We start from the raw sequence: 16,373 nt of genomic DNA, 5'->3' as shown, positions 1-16,373 counted from the left end.
AAAGATCGAGGCTAAGGTCCGCGTCCGCGAACCTGCCGCTCACGATTGCCTCCCGGGCAGAAAGCTCCTGATCACGTGTCGCTGTTGCACCCCTTCAGTGCCACCACGTAGAGCGCCAACTCTTCTGTCGTGACGCTCTCCTCCCCCATCGGAGGCGGCCCCTCCATCACCTTTACGTCCATGTAGGGAGAGAACGTTTCGGTGATCTCAGGAACGGGCTGCTGCACCGTCGCGGGTGCATTCTCAGCGATCCAGGCGTCGATCAGCTTGTCCGTATACGACGCCGACATCAGGCAAGAAACGCCGATCGGGGCCGCCGCTGTAATCAGGGGAACTGCGGCCAGGGCCACAACAGCCACGACAGCGACGCGCCATCCCACCATTTCTCCCGACTCTTCGATCACCGGCTTAGCCTGCCCCACCTAGATCACAGACGTGACAAGGGCTCGGAGGATCACGCGGGCAATAGTTGGGCTGTACAGGCCAGGACCGCCAAGGTCCCACAACACTGAACACCTGAAACACCACCGGAAGTCGCCGTTTCCACCGGGCCGGCCCTGGTTGCCGACGTCCTCCAGTACGTATTCGTCGGAGACGGGAGTCGGCCGGCCCGGATGCTGCGCACCCACCGGCAGCAGCAAATCCAGGAACGGCTGACCATGGGCGAGGTGCGGACCGACAGCGGGTTTGTCTTCACCCAGCCCGAGGGCAGCCGCCTTCACCCGCAGCATGTCTCCGACCAGTTTCTCTGGCTGGCCTACCTGGCCGGCCTGCCGCCCATCCGACTCCACGACTTGCGACACGGGGCGGCCTCGCTGATGCTGGTGGCCGGGGTGGAGATGAAGGTCGTGCAGGAGACCCTGGGACACACCTCCAGCGCCTTCACCACCGACACCTACACCTCCGTCTACCCACAGGCGGCCACGGCCGCCGCCGAGAAGACCGCCGCCCTGGTCTTCGGCAAGGAAGACCAGGCCCGCTCGCGGCGAGGCGGGGCCGCTGCTCTTCCACAGGAGTCCGAGGCGGTGAATGGATCATGGCATGTGCAGGGTTGGTGCGGGCGAGCACAAGATCGTTAAGTGTCGTTTGATGATGGTTCGTGCTGCCTCCACGCACTTTGCGCGCCTGGCGGTGCCGGGTGCTGACGTCGCGTGACGGGGCGCACGAGCAGGCGGACATCCCAATTTGATCATTGCTCCGCGATTCCACGGCATGGATCCCCGCACTCCAGCCACGCTGACGCAATCCATGGATGACGGTCGCAGTGCTCGGCACGTGCTCCAACCCGTACGCAACTCAATGATCTTCGCGGAGCGAGGTGCGTGCTCGGATCGAGGTCGTCGCTGGTTCCAACTGTCATCCCCTACGCCGGAATCACGTCGCTTCAGGACACCGCGGCGGTTCTGATGTGATCGGCCAGTGGCGACAGCGACGACAGCGGCAGTTCGCGATGCGTCCATGCCTGCCTGAGGTCCTCGGGGGTGTAGCGGGGAAGCAGGTGAAGGTGGAAGTGGAACACGGTCTGCCAGGCCGTAGGGCCGGTGGCGTGCCAGATGTTCATCCCGCCCGGTTCCAGCGCGCGCCGCAGCAGGGCGGCGGTGTGCACAGCACCCCGCATCAGCAGGCCCGCGCGGTCCGGGCCGATGTCGGTCAGATCGCGACAGTGCTCGCGGGGGACGACCAGGGTGTGACCGCGAGTCGCCTGCGAGATGTCAAGGAAGGCCACCACATTCTCGTCGGAATAGACGATCTCCGCAGGGATCTCCCCAGCAACGATGCCACAGAACGTACAGGTTTCGGTCAAGGCCGCCCTTCCTCCACTTGATCGAACCAAAGCGTAGCGACGCGTGTCTGTCGAAGCTGGGCGCCTGCCGCAGGTGGGCGGTACGGGCGCTGCCGGCACGCGGTTGCCGAGCCATCTCGCGGAACTGGCGAGTTGTGAGAGGTGGTGAGACAGCGGGCCAGGCGAACGCGGCGACGACCATGCGGCGTGCCGGCCTCGCGCGACTGCTCATGCAGGACAATGGCCACCGTCAATCCACACGACACGGGAGGCACAGCACGATGGTGAACCGCGACGGCCAGGCCGCCGCACTCGACGACCCGGTGGGCGAATCACTGCGAGGTCACCACGCACACCTCGCCCGCCGGCTTGGACGGGCTGCCACCTACCTGCCGGAAGTGGCGACCTTCTCCGCGGTAAGCGCCGACCCGGGCCCGCAGGAGTGGGCCGACCTCGCCCAGTTGCTAGGGCGAGGCGAGTTCGCCGACATGTTCAGCTGCCCAGCCACACCGCCGTCGGACTGGCAACCGGTCTTCGTCCTCGAAGGCCGTCAGATGATCTGGCACGGCGGCGGCCGACCCGATCACCCACATGGCGGGACCGTGACCGGTGTGGTCGAACTGGGCGCGGACAGTGTGCCCGAGATGCTCGACCTCGTCGCGCGGGTCCAGCCGGGACCGTTCTGGCCGCGTACCCACGAACTCGGCACCTATCTCGGCATCCACGACAACGGCACGCTGGTGGCGATGGCCGGCGAACGACTCCGGCCACCGGGATGGACCGAGATCAGCGCCGTCTGCACCGCTCCCGAGGCACGCGGGCGAGGCCATGCCGCCCGCCTGATCACTGCGCTCGTCGCACGTATCGCCGCTCGTAACGAACGTCCCTTCCTGCACGTGGCCGAGGCCAACGCCGACGCAATCTCCCTCTACGAGCGGCTCGGCTTCGAAACCCGCAAGCACGTGACCTTCCGGGGGTTCCGCACACCGTGACCGCCTGCGCCGCGCCTGGCTTCCGGCGACTTCTCGCGGATGCACGCGCGCTCGGACTCGGCCATCCCGGCGAACAAAGCGAACAACACCAGCCCATGCCCGGAAGGGCTGCAGCACCTCTGCGCCCACGAAGTCTTCTTCATAGCCCGCGGACGGTACGCCCGTGCTTCTCATCGTGGTCGCCGAGGTAAGGCACGTCACCGCGGACGACGTGAGCACGAACCCCGGCCGCACACGTGACCAGGCCGACTTCACGTCCCCGGCCTCTCTGATCGAGGCGGCCCGTAATCCAGCGGTCCGGCATGGCAGGGCGATCTGCCGCGCGCGTTCCGTCTTCGGGGTGGCCGGAGCTCGGGCCGCCACGCAAAGGCCCCATATGGCCGTGACCTGGGTGAATATAATCTTCGGCAGGCGCGCAGTTCCCGGCCCTCATGGACGAGGTCCTCGCTGAGGCCGGCATCAAGGCGGTGCTCACCGGTATTCAGATGTCGCGGATGAAATCGACGACGGAGCGGTGGGTGCCGTCGTACCGCGTTGTTCCTGAGAAAATATCCCAGCATCTCGGGCAGGCCGAGCTGGTGAGGCCGTGGCCGCGGGCTTGTTGAAGGAGTCACGAGCCGAGCGGGAACTGGGCGGGGTGGTCATGTCCACCTCGGCAGGGACACATCGAGGCTGGTGGAGGCCGGATGAGGTGGCGGGGACGCGTCAGCTTCGCGTCGCCTCGAGCACAATCGCCGCCACTACCAGGATGACGATGCCGGCGGCGGCGGCGATCACCGTGGCCTTCCTTAAGGCCTGGTTCACGTATCGCTTGTGTCGGCGTGCGCGCTGTACCGCCCGCCGCGCTCTCAACCGCGCGATCTCCCTACGATCCATGACTCAACCTCGCTCCATCAGAAGGCCAGCGCGGACGGCGCCCCCATAGGCGGAGCGCTGTCCCGCAGACCGTCGCCCAGCTCCTTTGGTACGGCCCGGCAGGCCGGATCCAGACCGAGTAGGAGAAGGAGACCCTCCGCCCTGTCTGCCGCCAGCCCGAGTCGATGACCCGCGTCATGATGGTCTTACCGCCGGCCGGCCAGCGGTGAACGGAAACTTTCTTGTGATAGCTGGTCACAATGGTCCGGGTGCGATGGTAATCGTGTATTTCGAGCTCGAAGTCGACGATGGAGCACGCGGCCGAGGCCTTGACCACTGCGCAGGTGATTCCGGCGCCGCCTTCGATGATGTTCTCCTCGACCGTCCCCCTCTCATGGGTGATGTCCGACCAGCCGCCGCGGCTGACGCTGGTCGGGTCGGCGGCGGCGCAGCGGCCGGCCGGTGAGTAGCCGACGGGTGAGGCTGCGGCTCAGACCGCCCTTGCCGCCGTTATAGAGCGCCTGGTAGATCGTCTCGTGGCAGACACGCCAGCTCGGCCGGCTCGGCCACGCACGCAAGTAAGCGGCGATCTGCTCGGGGCTCCAGCTTGGCCTGCACCCCCGCGCGGAGTTGTGCGTCTGCCAGCAGGCGTCCCTGACGCGGCCGCCGCGCCCGTTGCCGCGCTCGCGCATGAGCGAGATCACCGCCGTACACGCCTCAATCGTGCGAAAGCGTGTTGCGCCGCAACTCACGGCTGATGGTCGATGGGGAGTGTCCAAGGCGGTCAGCGATCGCATGTACTCCCAGGCCCTGTGCCCGCAAGGTCGCGATCCGCTGCCACTCCAGCAGCGATGAGAAACGGCTCGACCGGGCGCTCTCAGCCATCCGTGCCGGCGGAAGCCCCGCTGTTCTCCGCCCGCCACCGGTAGCCGCTCTTGCGCCCGATCCCGAGGGCGCGACAAGCCCCACCGTTCTCACGCCGGACAGCACCAGTCGCCAATACTCCGACTCCACGTCCAACCTGCGCATGGGCCCTCCCCTCGCCATCAACAGGCATTCCATGATCAGGCGGGTTGTGACAGGTACTAGAACTCGAGCGTCGCCAGGGGATCAGATGATTTCGACCGTCGTTGACACTCCGCACGAATCGACGCAGACGGGCGGTGTCTCACTATTCGTCGTCCACGGACCGCTGCCACGCCTGAGAGTCAATCCAACGGTAGATCGGGACCTCAATGAGATGGTGCAGTTCAGCGAGGTCGAGCGCTTCCACTACCCACCGTGCCGGCGCGGCCGGACCAGACCATGGCGGGCCGCGAATGCTGGCCAACGTGGATCGCCAGCCTTGCCCGGTGCCGTCGGCAGGCCGTACATCAGCACCTGCTCGCGGGTGCGTGCGATCTGCACGACGTTCGACCAGCAGCCACCGGTCCGATTGTTCACGCGAGGCAACGTCGCTGCGACTTCACGCCGGGCTCTCCACCGCCTGGGATCTTCCCGCCATCCCGCCGCGTCAGGGGCGTGGGACATGACCAGGGTGTCCGGTGGGTCCGGACTGAGGTACGAACTCCCGACCCGTCGATCGCCCCCAGCTATCTACGGCGACCGACCACATGGAGGCGATCGTGAGTGCGGCACTGCCGACGGCGCTTTCAGAGCAGCATGTTACAAAAACTAGTGAAGAGCATTCCGGCTGTGCCGAACCTTCCGTCCTATCGCACGGAAAGTGATTCATGGCAACTCCTGTGCTTTACGCACATGGAGAGTCGGGAATGCGCGACAAATCCAGCACTTTCCAGGACTTACGGTCAGAAGAGGTCCAGTATAGGAGCGGTTCCTCTGGGTTGGCCGCACGCTCGCCGCCCGTGAACACGTCGTAAGCGGCGCTGTCCTCCAGCAGCCCGCCGATCCTCCCCGATTTCTCCGTGCACCGGTCGTATAGAACCGGCTGTGGCCCGGGATGCTTCGGCGTGTAGTTCATCTCCTTGTTGTCATTCACGTACGGCCCCCCGAAAAGACCGAACCGATCGTTCATCAGGGGCCCTCCGTACGATGCCACGACTTCTCGACGTTCCGTCCCGTCCTTTCGCAGCACCACGAGTCTGGTCAGTTCATGTACACGATTTGGCGGCATGCCGACACACCACTCGCGCCCACACTGCGTTCCGTCCAATTCACGCAGAGCCGCCGGCACCGTCTGCACGGCCGACGGGAGCCGCTGAGCGGGCCCTCGACCCAACGGCACGCGATAGGCCTGCCGATCTCCGTGCCAAACGGCGTCATCACCGACAATCGACAACTTGTCCTTAAACGGCACCTCGCCATGCCCGGTCAACCAGGTCACCAATCTCATTTCGCCGCCCGACCGATGCATCGTCCACAGTTCCACGTGCCGTTTGCCCGCGTTCCACGGTTCCGAGCGATAGACCCCTGCTGTCCACACGATCCTTGTCTCACTCGTGGCCACGCTCATGACCTCGAAACACAAACTGCACTCTGCCCACTTCGGCGCGGTGCCGAGGGCGCGAACCCCGCCAGTACGAAGGTCGTAGGAGTAAAAAGTGGGCCGCATTTCTGTCGAGGTGACCATCAGAGCCTCGTCCTCGCTCAACATGGCCGCCGGCTTAACGGGTGGCTTGCCCTTGACCTTCGCAGGCACCGTGACGACGGCATCACGCCATATGTTCGCCGCCAACCCGATTTCGGGCACTTCAGGTGACACCTGTGGACGCCCGGGGAGATGTGGACTGGCATCCTGGATAGTGCAGGACAACGTGAAGGGAATCAGCATCAGCACTACGCTTGCGGCCCTGCATAAGTTGGCACGCCGGGCTGTGGCAGTCGCATTCGGATGTTCCGGCAAAAGCATGCTTTCGATCCTACGCTTCGAGCGGCAGAACACTGGGTCCCAGCTGAATCACCATCCACCAGACGCGACTCGGCGCCAATGCGAAGCATCGGTAGGGGCGGTGTACAGATCAGGGCAGGTGGGCGGAGCGACTTTTTGCGACGGTGCGGCGCGCCGTCGCCTTGAATACGCCGTTGAGCTGGAAGAGCTTTCGGCAAATCCTCTTCACAAGGTCAGGTTCCGCAAGGCCAAGGTGAGTGGCGAGGCCACCGGCGCTCGATGGTCAATCCGCAGCAGGCCCGTGAACTGCTCACCGCAGTGACATACGTGGGACGATCACGCGGGCCGATGCTGGCCGCGATGTTCGCCTTCATGTACTTCGGCGGCCTACACCTGGCAGAAGCGGCCGGACTGCGCCGGAAAGGCTGCCACTTCTCGAAAGCTGGGGCCTGCTGACGCTGGAGAAGACCAGGCCCCAGAGCAACAAGCGGTTCACCGGCTCCGGGCGGGCCCACGATGAACGAGGCCTGAAGCAGGCACGCACTGTTCCCATACCGCCCGAACTGCTGGCCATCCTCCGTGATCGCATCGCATCGTTCGGGGTCGGCGAGGACGGCGAGGCGGCGAGCGGCCCCCGCACTCCCGCACCCGCCGCGCCCGGCAACGTGTCAGCCGACCGACCGGCCGCGGCACCGGTCAAGACTCGCTCGGCGAGGTCCGGCCGCCCGCAGCTGCGCCTGGACAGTACGCCGGCCGAGGTGCGGAAGTTCCGCGCCGCGTACGCCGGCTGCCTGAGGGAGCACGGCATGCCGAGCAAGGGAACCTGGACCAAGGCGGCGGAGAAGTCCGCGCGGGCCGCCTGCGAGCACCTGCGCCCGCTGCTGCCGCCCGAGCTCGACCCCGCCAAGAACCCGAACTACGCCAGGAGCGTCCGGATCGAGGCCAAGTGCCTGCAGGACCACGGCTTCGACGTCCACCTCGTCAAGGTCAGCGGTCCCGCCAAGCTCGGCTGGCGGTACGCGAGCGTCTCCGGGCCTGACGTCGACATCTCGAAGATCCAGGACGACTGCGGCGTAAAGGCTTTCGGCGGCGGCCGGGAGATTCAGCCAGGCCCGCAGTAGCGGCCGGATCGCAGCGGTGACGCCCGGCCTCCGGGCGTCACCGCTGCCGGACGTCAGCGCACGTGCCCTTGACCAGCAGTTCCAGCGACCGGTGATTCTGGCCGCGCGCCATCGCGTCGCCCAGCTCGGCCGCCATCGCGCCATGCCGCAGGTTAAGATCACAAAATATGGGCCCCCTGCTCGTCACGTCGCTGCTTACTCTGCCGGCGCTCGCCGTGCTACTGATCCCGTTCCATGACGAATCAGGCAAGGTGGACACCCGAAACCAGCTCTCCGGCCTGCGTACCCGCCAAACGCTCGCCTCCCGCGAGGCATGGAATGCCGCGCACACCTCGATGAGACGCCCCATGCGGCGTCTGGCCGGGGTCATGGTGGCGGTTCTCGTCGTCTCCATTGCCGGCGAGATCGCATTCGACCTGCGCGAGGTTCTCCTGGTCACGATCCCCGTGTCCCAGGCGGCGTTGCTCATCGGCGGGCTCCTGTTGATCTGTTGGCGCGCCAACCGGGTCGCGGCACAGGTCAATCAGCGGATGGCACGTGGCGAGTAGGGCGCATTTCTCACCGGATCTTTAGGCGGCGCCGAAATCCTCCTGGCGCACGTCTAGACGGCTCCACGGCCGGCCGTCAAGACGCTGCTCGAACATGCCCATCGTCGAAAGCCATCGGCCGCGGCGTCCTTGGCCGGCGCACCGTTCCCCGCTGAGGGCTCCAGCTTCCACCGCTGCCACCTGGATCTTCGCCGCGAACTCGTCGACGTCCGCCTTGGTGATCTCGATCGTGCGCGGTGCGGGCGACGGATTCGGGGGCGAGGGCGTCGCGCGGATTGCGGACGCGGGCTTGGCTGTCGGGAGAATCGTGTCCTCGTGCGGGCACTGCACCGAAAGGATCTCGGAGAACCTCGACCTTGTCCGGCCGCGAGTAGTCCGACCGGACGGCAACGGTCTTCCTGTTGACCTTCAGCACTACCCTCTTCCGGCCGCGCACCCGGTACTCGACCAGGTCGCCGACGTGCACGTTGCCCGGTCCCCACTCGATCCAGCCCGCGGCCTACGCGACCTCGAGTTGTGCCCGGTCGTACTCCCGTTGGCCTTCGAGCTGGGCGCGACGGGCGAGCAGCCGTTCGCGGTGGTCGCCGGACGCGGGCTCGCACGGTGAGGCGAGTGCGCGAACCACGGTCACGACCCGAGGCAGGAGCCGGTGGAGTGGTCCGCGCCGAGGCCTGGATCCCGGCGTCGGTCAGCTTGCCTGGACCCCGATCAGGCAGACGTCGTCGTCGGTATCGGCGATGTCTTGGGAGAGCAGATGGCCCAGATAGCTGTCGAGGTCGTCGACCTGACGGCCGGCGGCGGTGAGGAGGTGGCCGAGGGCGTGCCGGACGTCGCTGTCGCGGCACTCGATCAGGCCGTCGGTGTACATCAGCAGGGTGTCCTGTGGCTCCATTTCGAGCCGGGACTCCTCATAGGAGGCGTTGTCGACCACGCCAAGCATCAGCCCTTCCGGCAGCGGCAGCAGCTTGGCCGTCCCTTGGCGAACCAGCACCGGTGGCAGGTGTCCCGCACGGGCCCAGAGCAGGGTGCGGGTGGCCGGATCGAAAAGGCCGCACACGACTGTCGCAGTGACAGGCTCGGTGAGGCCTTGGGCGAGGCGGTTCAGCCAGGAGAGCAGCCGGCTCGGCCCCGCGCCGGTGACGGCCAGGCCGCGCAGGGCGTTCCGCAGGACCACCATCCCGGTGGCGGCGCTGACGCCGTGCCCGGCGACGTCGCCGACGGTGAGCAGCACCCGGTCACCGGGCAGCAGCACCGCGTCGTACCAATCCCCGCCGACCCGCTGGTCCTCATCTGCCGGGCAGTAGCGTACGGCGACCCGTAGTCCTGCCGTGTGCACTGGCTGGTCGGCCGCAGGCATGATCGCCCGTTGTAGCTGTCGTGCGAGGCGGTGGCGCTCAGCTGCCTCCTGCTCGGCCCCCACCAGCCGGTCCCGGGTCGCGGCCAGCGCGACCTCGGTCCAGCGATGGGGGGAGATGTCCTGGTAGGCGCCGCGCACCGCGACCAGATGTCCGGAGGCGTCGCAGACGGGCTCGGCAACCAGTCGCAGGTGGCGGACCACCCCGTCGGGGCGCGGCAGACGGAAGGTGACCGCGCTCTCCTCCTGGTTGTGCAGTACGGTGCGCAGGAAGCAGCCCACGGCGCGGGTGTCGTCGGGGTGCACGTGTCTGCCGAGGTGATGCAGCGGAATCGGTTCCGCGCCCACTGGCAGGCCGCGCAGCGCGCGGAGCTGATCGGTCCAGACGATCTCGCTGGTGGTCAGGTTCTCCTCGAAGCCACCGATGAGGCTGAGCCGCTGGACGTGTTGGAGCAGGTCGGCCAGTCTGGTGTCGCCTTCCTGGAACCGCCAGGTGAGCAGGACCGTGTCGCCGAAGCGGCCCAGCCCGACGGCCGCCAGCACGGCCTTTGGCGTCGGTTCGGCGGGAAACCTGAGTGCCATCTTCTCGTTCCGCAGCGAGATCCCCGTGGCGTGTACCCGCTTGATCTGCTCGAACAGCCCTCCCTCCAGGGCGAACAGCGGATAGGCCTCCAGTAGCGGCAGGCCGGTCAGGGATCCCCGAGGTCGGCCGACAGGGTCGGTGAATCGTTCATTGGTGTGCTCGATCAGGAAGTCGGTTATCCGGCCGTCGCGGTTGCGTAGTGGCCGGAGCAGGGCGCCGGAGTCCAGCAGCCCGTCGACCAGGCCGGTGAGCCAGACGGCGGGTCCACCGGGTGGAGCGTCGGGTTCGGTGCCGCGGCTGGAGAGGGAGAGCGCGCACAGCTGAGCCAGGGCTTCGAGCTGCCGAAGCAGGGCAGGCGTGGGCGGGATGCCGGGGCCGGGACCGGGCCAGCGGATCTCCAGGGCGCCCACGCGTCGGCCACCCACATGGGCGGGCAGGACCGCTATCGTGCCGCCGAGGCCGCGACCGATGGTCGGCGCTGGTGCGTCGCTGGTCTCGGAGACCCACAGTGTGCGGTCCTCAGCCACAGCCCGCTGGGCGGGAGCGCCGACTCCCGGTGGAACATACCGCCAGCGGGCCGCTTCGGCGGGGCCGAAACCCGCCTCACCCGCCAGGGTGAGAGACCCGTCGGGAGCGGGCGCCCAGACTGCGGCGGCGGTGGCCCCCAGCGGGCTCAGCCCGTGGTCGAGGACGGCTCCGGCGAGCGTTTGGGCGTCGTCGCCGGCCGACACGGCGGCCTCGGCGGTGCGTAGCCGCAGGGACGATGTTCCGGGCTGCGCCGCGGCCTCCGAGGTCTCCTGCTCGGCGCGGGGCACGGTGTCCGCTGCGCGGGCTTCCGCGACCGCGTGGGTGATGGCGTCGCCGGCCGCCTGGTTGACGATGTCGGCCGCCAGTTCGGGCAGCGCCACATGGGACTCGGCGGCAAGTCGCTGCAATTGCCGTGAGGCCTCGGCCGGACCGCAGTTCAGCCGCTCCACCAGGACGCCCTTGGCGAGTTCCACCAGAGCCCGCAGCTCGGTGTCCTGCCCCAGAGTGCGGATCTCGGCACTCAGCCGCTCGACGGTGGCCGCGAGCTCGGCCGCTCCGGCTTCGCCGTGCTGTGAAAGGGGCGCGGCCGCAGCAAGCCCTGCCACGGGTGCTGCGGGCCTGGCAGGATCCTGTCCTTCGGCGGGCTCACCATGCTCCACCATGGAGCGCTCCTTGGTCTGGGTACATGAGGGAGCGCACTCGCTCACCCGGTACCTCTGTCCGGCACATCATCGGTTCAGCCAGTGGTGCAGACGGTTGACCAGTTCATCCGCATCGACGGGCTTGGTCACGTAGTCATCGGCCCCGGCGGCCAGGCATTTCTCCCGGTCTCCTGGCATGGCCTTGGCGGTGACGGCCAAGATCGGCAGGTCGGTGCACCCAGGTATCTCGCGGATTGCCGCAGTTGCCGCATATCCATCCATCTCCGGCATCATCACGTCCATAAGGATCAGGTCGATGTCAGGGTGTTCGGCCAGCGTTCGGAGCCCATCGCGGCCGTTCTCCGCGTGCAGGACGCGCATGCCGTGCATCTCAAGGATGCCGGTGAGGGCGAAGACGTTGCGGGCGTCGTCGTCAATGATCAGCGCGGCGCGGCCGGTCAGCCGGTCCGCCTCCTCGGGCACCGGCTCCGTCTCACCTTCACGGGCGTGGGTCGGGGGCGGCGCCTCGCCGGGGCGCTCGGCGGTGAGGTGAAATGCGATGCGTTCGCGCAGTTCATCCAGGCTGGTCAACACTTCAAGCGGTTGATTGCCTGCGCGGGCCCGAAGCCGGTGTTGTTCGGCGGGAGCCTGCCGGTGTCCGCAGTAGACCAGGATGGGAACCCTGTGTGGCGCCGGGCCGACGTCCAGTACATGCAGGAACTCGGCCGCACCGTCGCCGGGCAGGTCGATGTCGAGTATCACGCCGTGGTAGTTACGGCCGGCCAGCGCGGCCGCTGCCTCCCCAGGATCGGTTGCGGTCTCCACCCGCACAGGATGGACGGGCTCCGCGAGATCGGCGACAGCCGTTTCGGCGAGTAGGGACAGCAACCCCCGCGAGCGGGTCTCGACGACCAGCAAGGACCGTTGAGGTCGGCCGCCGTGGTCGCCGATGGCGATGTTGTTTCCGCCGATGGGCCGGTGGTCGCCGGGTTCGCCATCGAGTTGGTCGCAGGGCTCGGCGCCGGTCGGGACCCGTACCGGCACCTCGGGCTCGCCCGGTTCTGCGGCAGTGTCCTGGACAGCCGGGTGTACGACCGGCAGGTACAGAGTGAAGAAGCTGCCCTCATTGAGACTGCTCCGAGCGTGGATGGAGCCACCGAGCAGGTAGGAGATCTCACGGCAGATGGACAGGCCCAGGCCGGTTCCTCCGTATTTGCGGCTGGTGGTGCCATCGGCCTGCTGAAAGGCTCCGAAGATACTTTCCAAGTGCTGTTCGGGAATGCCGATACCGGTGTCGCTCACCTGGAAGGCCAGGGCGGAGCCACCGCGGCGGACCGAGTCGGGTAGGGCAGCGTCCGCCGTGTCAACGGGTTCGATCCGCAGCTCGACATGTCCTGTCTCGGTGAATTTCACGGCGTTGGAGAGCAGGTTGCGGAGCACCTGGCATAGCCGGGGCTCGTCGGTGACCAGCTCGGAAGGGACCCGCGGTGCCATGACGACCCGGAACTCCAACCCCTTGTGCGAAGTCAGGGGACGGAAGACCGCCTCCAGGTGGTCCAGGAGATGGCGGAGCGGGAAGCGCTCGGGATTGATATCCATCTTCCCCGCCTCGACCTTGGAAAGGTCGAGGATGTCATTGATCAGCTGAAGGAGGTCGGCGCCGGCGGAATGGATGACTTCGGCGTACTCCACTTGCTTGGGAGTGAGGTTGCCGGTGGGGTTCTGGGCAAGGAGCTGGGCGAGGATGAGCAGGGAATTGAGCGGGGTGCGCAACTCGTGGCTCATGTTGGCCAGGAACTCCGACTTGTACTTCGCGGCACGGGTCAGCTGCCGGGCCCTGGCCTCCAGTTCCTGGCGGCCCTGTTCGATCTCCAGGTTCTTGGTCTCGATGTCACGGTTCTGGCTGGCCAGGAGTGTGGCCTTCTCCTCCAGTTCGGCGTTGGAGCGCTGCAGTTCCTCCTGACGGACCTGGAGCTCTCCTGAACGGGCCTGCAGTTCGCCCGCCAGGCGCTGGGACTCCCAGAGCAGTTCGTCCGTCCGGGCGTTGGCGATGATCGTGTTGGCGCTGACGCCGATGGTCTCCATCAGCTGGTCCAGGAAGTCCCGGTGGACCTGGGTGAAGGGGGTGGTCGAGGCCAGCTCGATGACGCCGAGCACCTGTTCCTCGGCCACGATGGGCAGCACGATCAGGCTGGCCGGTGTGGCGCTGCCGAGGCCGGAAGAGATGGTGACGTACCCGGCAGGGATATCGTCCACGGCGATGGTGCGGCGGCTGCGGGCGGCCTGGCCCACCAGGGACTGGCCGAGCCGGAAGCGGGTAGGGCGATCGGAGTGCTCAGGGTGCCCATAGGAGCTGATCAGGCAGAGCCGGGTGCCTTCGGGGGTGTCCTCAGCGAGGAAGAAGGCGCCGTACTGGGCGGAGACCAGCGGCACCAATTCGTCCATGATGAGTCTGGCGACGGTGGCGAGGTCGCGGCGGCCCTGCATGAGTCCGGAGATGCGGGCCAGGTTGGTCTTGAGCCAGTCCTGCTCCTGGTTGGCCCGGGTGCTCTCCCTGAGCGACTTCACCATGGAGTTGATGTTGTCCTTGAGCTCGGCCACTTCCCCGGAGGCGTCGACGGTGATCGAGCGGGTGAGGTCGCCGGAGGTGACGGCGCTGGTGACCTCGGCGATGGCCCGCACCTGGCGAGTGAGGTTGCCGGCCAGCTCGTTGACATTCTCGGTGAGTCGCTTCCAGGTGCCGGAGACGCCCTCGACCTCGGCCTGGCCGCCCAGCCTGCCCTCGCTGCCGACCTCTCGAGCCACGCGGGTCACCTCGGCGGCGAAGGCCGACAGCTGTTCGACCATGGTGTTGATCGTGGTCTTGAGCTCGAGGATCTCGCCGCGCGCGTCGACGTCGATCTTCTTGGTGAGGTCGCCTCGGGCGACCGCGGTGGTGACCTGGGCGATGTTGCGGACCTGTCCGGTGAGGTTGTTCGCCATCGAGTTGACGCTTGTGGTGAGGTCCTTCCAGGTGCCCGCCACATGCGGCACCCGGGCCTGGCCACCGAGGATGCCGTCCGTGCCCACCTCGCAGGCCACCCTGGTCACCTCGTCGGCGAATGCGGACAGGGTGTCGACCATCGTGTTGATGACCCCCGCGAGAGCGGCGACCTCGCCCTTGGCCTCGACGACGATCTTCTGAGACAGGTCACCTCTGGCGACAGTGGTGGCCACCTGGGCGATGGAGCGGACCTGGCTGGTGAGGTTGGACGCCATGACGTTGACGTTGTCAGTGAGGTCCTTCCACGTGCCCGACACGCCGCGGACCGCCGCCTGGCCGCCGAGGTTGCCCTCCGTGCCTACCTCCCGGGCCACGCGGGTGACCTCGGCGGCGAAGGCGGACAGCTGGTCGACCATCGTGTTGATGGTCTCCTTCAGCTCCAGGATCTCGCCGCGGGCATCCACACGGATCTTCTGCGACAGGTCACCCCTGGCGACCGCCGTAGTGACCTCGGCGATGCTGCGGACCTGGGCGGTGAGGTTGTCGGCCATGACGTTGACCGACTCCGTCAGATCTCTCCAGGTACCCGAGACATCTTTGACGTTGGCTTGACCGCCCAAGCGGCCCTCAGTGCCTACCTCGCGGGCGACTCGGGTGACCTCGGCGGCGAAGGCGGACAGCTGGTCGACCATCGTGTTGATGGTCTCCTTCAGCTCCAGGATCTCGCCGCGGGCATCCACACGGATCTTCTGCGACAGGTCACCCCTGGCAACGGCGGTGGCGACCTGGGCGATGTTGCGAACCTGGCCCGTGAGGTTACCGGCCATGGCGTTCACTGACTCGGTCAGGTCTTTCCAGGATCCCGACACACCCGGCACCTGTGCCTGACCGCCGAGCTTGCCGTCGCTGCCCACCTCCCGGGCCACCCGTGTCACCTCGGAGGTGACCCGCGTCAGCTGGTCCAGCATGCCATTGAAGACCGTGGCGATCTCGCCCAGCAGTCTGTCGCCGTCCTCGGGAATCCGGGCGCCGAAGTCGCCATCCCGAACCGCGGTAAGCCCGGCGAGCAGGCGACGAAGCCCAGCCTCGTCCATCCAACAGGCCGCATCCATACGCTCGTCTCGCGCAGCCGCTCCGGAAGCCTCAGTCATCTCGCCCCCGCGGTACTGATGCTCACAGACTGACGACCAACCGGAAAATCGCCTTCCGCGGACTGCCCGCCTGGAGGCCTTCCGGCGATCTATACCATTTTATCCGTTATGCCCAGAATCGAACGCGCGCATCATGCGGATCCACCGTTCGGGCTACTTCGGCCCGTGCACGCTACGCCGCGGCGCAGGAACCGGCCGCCAAGAGCTGGACGATCTCGGCGATCGCACAGAAGCCGCGCCTGGACCGGCACACCGTCCGCAAGTTCGCCCGCGCCGAGGCGGTTGGGGACCTGCTGACATTCCCGCCCTTGTAGGGCGTGACGACGGGCCTTCCGCTCCCTGATGGGCCTCGGGCAAGTCATCATCTCGCTGAGGAGCTGGCAGTCGGATCAAGCATCCGGCCCCGTAGCGACGTCAGGTATTCCACCTGTCTGCATGCCTATGTCCGGCCGCGGTTTCGATGCGGTCGAGTAGCGGCGGGGTCCAATGGTTCCCGTAGGCGGCCTGAAGCCGAGGCAGTCGCCAGTCATTGCCGGTCACGGTGCGGCGGCAGAGGGACTTACCGCAGTGGCAGGTCATCGACCATGCTTCAACACCGGTGTGGGTGGCGTAGTCGATGGTGAGTTCATCACCGGGGTTGATGTCGCGGCGTGCGATCACGGTGGTCGCGTCGCGGTGCCAGAGGTTGGGCTCGCACGAATGATTGCCGTAGCGCACGGGATGAGCGGGGTCGAGAAGCAGGTGGAGACCCTTCTCGACCGTCAGGCTGCTGTAGGGCGGTGCGAGAGAGCCCAACGTCTCATCGTTGATCAGCTGTCCGCCGAGCCGCATGACGACCTCGTCCTGACGGATCCGTTCGATGGCGAACAGTCCGATCCCTTGGATGGACGAGGGCCTGGTCTCGGCGCTTGGTGTGAGCCAGCATTCAGTCGCGGAGGCGTTCGGTGGGCCGGAAGGAGTCGGCGGTCTCCCCCAAGTCGGCATGC

General features: G+C 67.0%; 15 protein-coding genes and 1 pseudogene. 6 read left to right on the top strand and 10 right to left on the bottom strand.

What is annotated here, in order from left to right:
* Positions 1-71 precede the first annotated feature (71 nt).
* A complete protein-coding gene (locus FH608_RS38710; protein WP_139635379.1) occupies positions 72-404 on the bottom strand; it encodes a hypothetical protein in 333 nt (110 codons plus the stop codon).
* Between the two features lie 210 nt (positions 405-614).
* Between FH608_RS38710 and FH608_RS38705 the strand changes: the two genes are divergently transcribed.
* On the top strand, positions 615-1,079 hold the full coding sequence (locus FH608_RS38705; RefSeq protein WP_139635378.1) for a site-specific integrase: 465 nt from the start codon (positions 615-617) through the stop codon (positions 1,077-1,079).
* A 305-nt stretch (positions 1,080-1,384) separates the two neighbouring features.
* Here FH608_RS38705 and FH608_RS38700 read toward each other — a convergent pair whose 3' ends face one another.
* The gene (locus FH608_RS38700) at positions 1,385-1,804 is read right to left on the bottom strand and encodes an HIT family protein (RefSeq protein ID WP_139635377.1); all 420 of its coding nucleotides are present in this window, start codon (positions 1,802-1,804) and stop codon (positions 1,385-1,387) included.
* A 260-nt stretch (positions 1,805-2,064) separates the two neighbouring features.
* Between FH608_RS38700 and FH608_RS38695 the strand changes: the two genes are divergently transcribed.
* Positions 2,065-2,775 carry a GNAT family N-acetyltransferase gene (locus FH608_RS38695; protein ID WP_139635376.1) on the top strand — a complete coding sequence of 237 codons (711 nt, stop codon included), beginning with the start codon at positions 2,065-2,067 and terminating at the stop codon, positions 2,773-2,775.
* Positions 2,776-3,206: 431 nt separating this feature from the next.
* Positions 3,207-3,380: a hypothetical protein gene (locus FH608_RS51905; RefSeq protein WP_193318865.1), complete on the top strand. Its 174-nt coding sequence runs from the start codon at positions 3,207-3,209 to the stop codon at positions 3,378-3,380.
* Between the two features lie 100 nt (positions 3,381-3,480).
* Here FH608_RS51905 and FH608_RS53245 read toward each other — a convergent pair whose 3' ends face one another.
* The gene (locus tag FH608_RS53245; protein ID WP_226900277.1) at positions 3,481-3,651 is read right to left on the bottom strand and encodes a hypothetical protein; all 171 of its coding nucleotides are present in this window, start codon (positions 3,649-3,651) and stop codon (positions 3,481-3,483) included.
* 287 nt (positions 3,652-3,938) lie between these two features.
* On the opposite strand from FH608_RS53245, the gene FH608_RS51900 reads away from it, so the two are divergent.
* A complete protein-coding gene (locus FH608_RS51900; RefSeq protein WP_193318883.1) occupies positions 3,939-4,100 on the top strand; it encodes a hypothetical protein in 162 nt (53 codons plus the stop codon).
* Here FH608_RS51900 and FH608_RS54755 read toward each other — a convergent pair.
* Together FH608_RS54755 and FH608_RS38680 are read right to left on the bottom strand one after the other, a co-directional pair.
* Positions 4,026-4,692: pseudogene (locus FH608_RS54755) on the bottom strand (transposase); the annotation flags it as partial. The gene FH608_RS51900 and the pseudogene FH608_RS54755 overlap by 75 nt on opposite strands.
* 688 nt (positions 4,693-5,380) lie before the next feature.
* Positions 5,381-6,421 (bottom strand): TolB-like translocation protein, encoded by a 1,041-nt coding sequence (locus tag FH608_RS38680; protein WP_139635374.1) that lies wholly within the window; start codon positions 6,419-6,421, stop codon positions 5,381-5,383.
* Positions 6,422-7,284: 863 nt separating this feature from the next.
* Between FH608_RS38680 and FH608_RS51895 the strand changes: the two genes are divergently transcribed.
* Together FH608_RS51895 and FH608_RS38670 are read left to right on the top strand one after the other, a co-directional pair.
* On the top strand, positions 7,285-7,599 hold the full coding sequence (locus FH608_RS51895; protein WP_193318882.1) for a hypothetical protein: 315 nt from the start codon (positions 7,285-7,287) through the stop codon (positions 7,597-7,599).
* 167 nt (positions 7,600-7,766) lie between these two features.
* Entirely contained in the window at positions 7,767-8,147 is a 381-nt protein-coding gene (locus tag FH608_RS38670) for an SdpI family protein (protein WP_139635373.1), read from the top strand.
* A 21-nt stretch (positions 8,148-8,168) separates the two neighbouring features.
* On the opposite strand, the gene FH608_RS38665 is transcribed toward FH608_RS38670, so the two are convergent.
* The 5 genes from FH608_RS38665 to FH608_RS38650 form a co-directional block, all read right to left on the bottom strand.
* Complete coding sequence (locus FH608_RS38665; RefSeq protein WP_139635372.1) at positions 8,169-8,477, bottom strand: hypothetical protein; 309 nt, start codon at positions 8,475-8,477, stop codon at positions 8,169-8,171.
* Positions 8,478-8,646: 169 nt separating this feature from the next.
* Complete coding sequence (locus FH608_RS53970; RefSeq protein ID WP_263008697.1) at positions 8,647-8,778, bottom strand: hypothetical protein; 132 nt, start codon at positions 8,776-8,778, stop codon at positions 8,647-8,649.
* A gap of 57 nt (positions 8,779-8,835) precedes the next feature.
* The gene (locus FH608_RS38660) at positions 8,836-11,274 is read right to left on the bottom strand and encodes a SpoIIE family protein phosphatase (RefSeq protein WP_139635371.1); all 2,439 of its coding nucleotides are present in this window, start codon (positions 11,272-11,274) and stop codon (positions 8,836-8,838) included.
* Between the two features lie 66 nt (positions 11,275-11,340).
* A complete protein-coding gene (locus tag FH608_RS38655; RefSeq protein ID WP_317135603.1) occupies positions 11,341-15,330 on the bottom strand; it encodes a HAMP domain-containing protein in 3,990 nt (1,329 codons plus the stop codon).
* 471 nt (positions 15,331-15,801) lie between these two features.
* Positions 15,802-16,371 carry an SET domain-containing protein gene (locus tag FH608_RS38650; protein WP_139635369.1) on the bottom strand — a complete coding sequence of 190 codons (570 nt, stop codon included), beginning with the start codon at positions 16,369-16,371 and terminating at the stop codon, positions 15,802-15,804.
* Positions 16,372-16,373: the final 2 nt, after the last annotated feature.

Origin of the sequence: Nonomuraea phyllanthi (genome assembly GCF_006334985.2) — a bacterium.
GTDB classification, from domain to species: domain Bacteria; phylum Actinomycetota; class Actinomycetes; order Streptosporangiales; family Streptosporangiaceae; genus Nonomuraea; species Nonomuraea phyllanthi.
The sequence above is the reverse complement of the archived record's forward strand: the minus strand, read 5'-3'. Positions and strand labels throughout refer to the sequence as shown.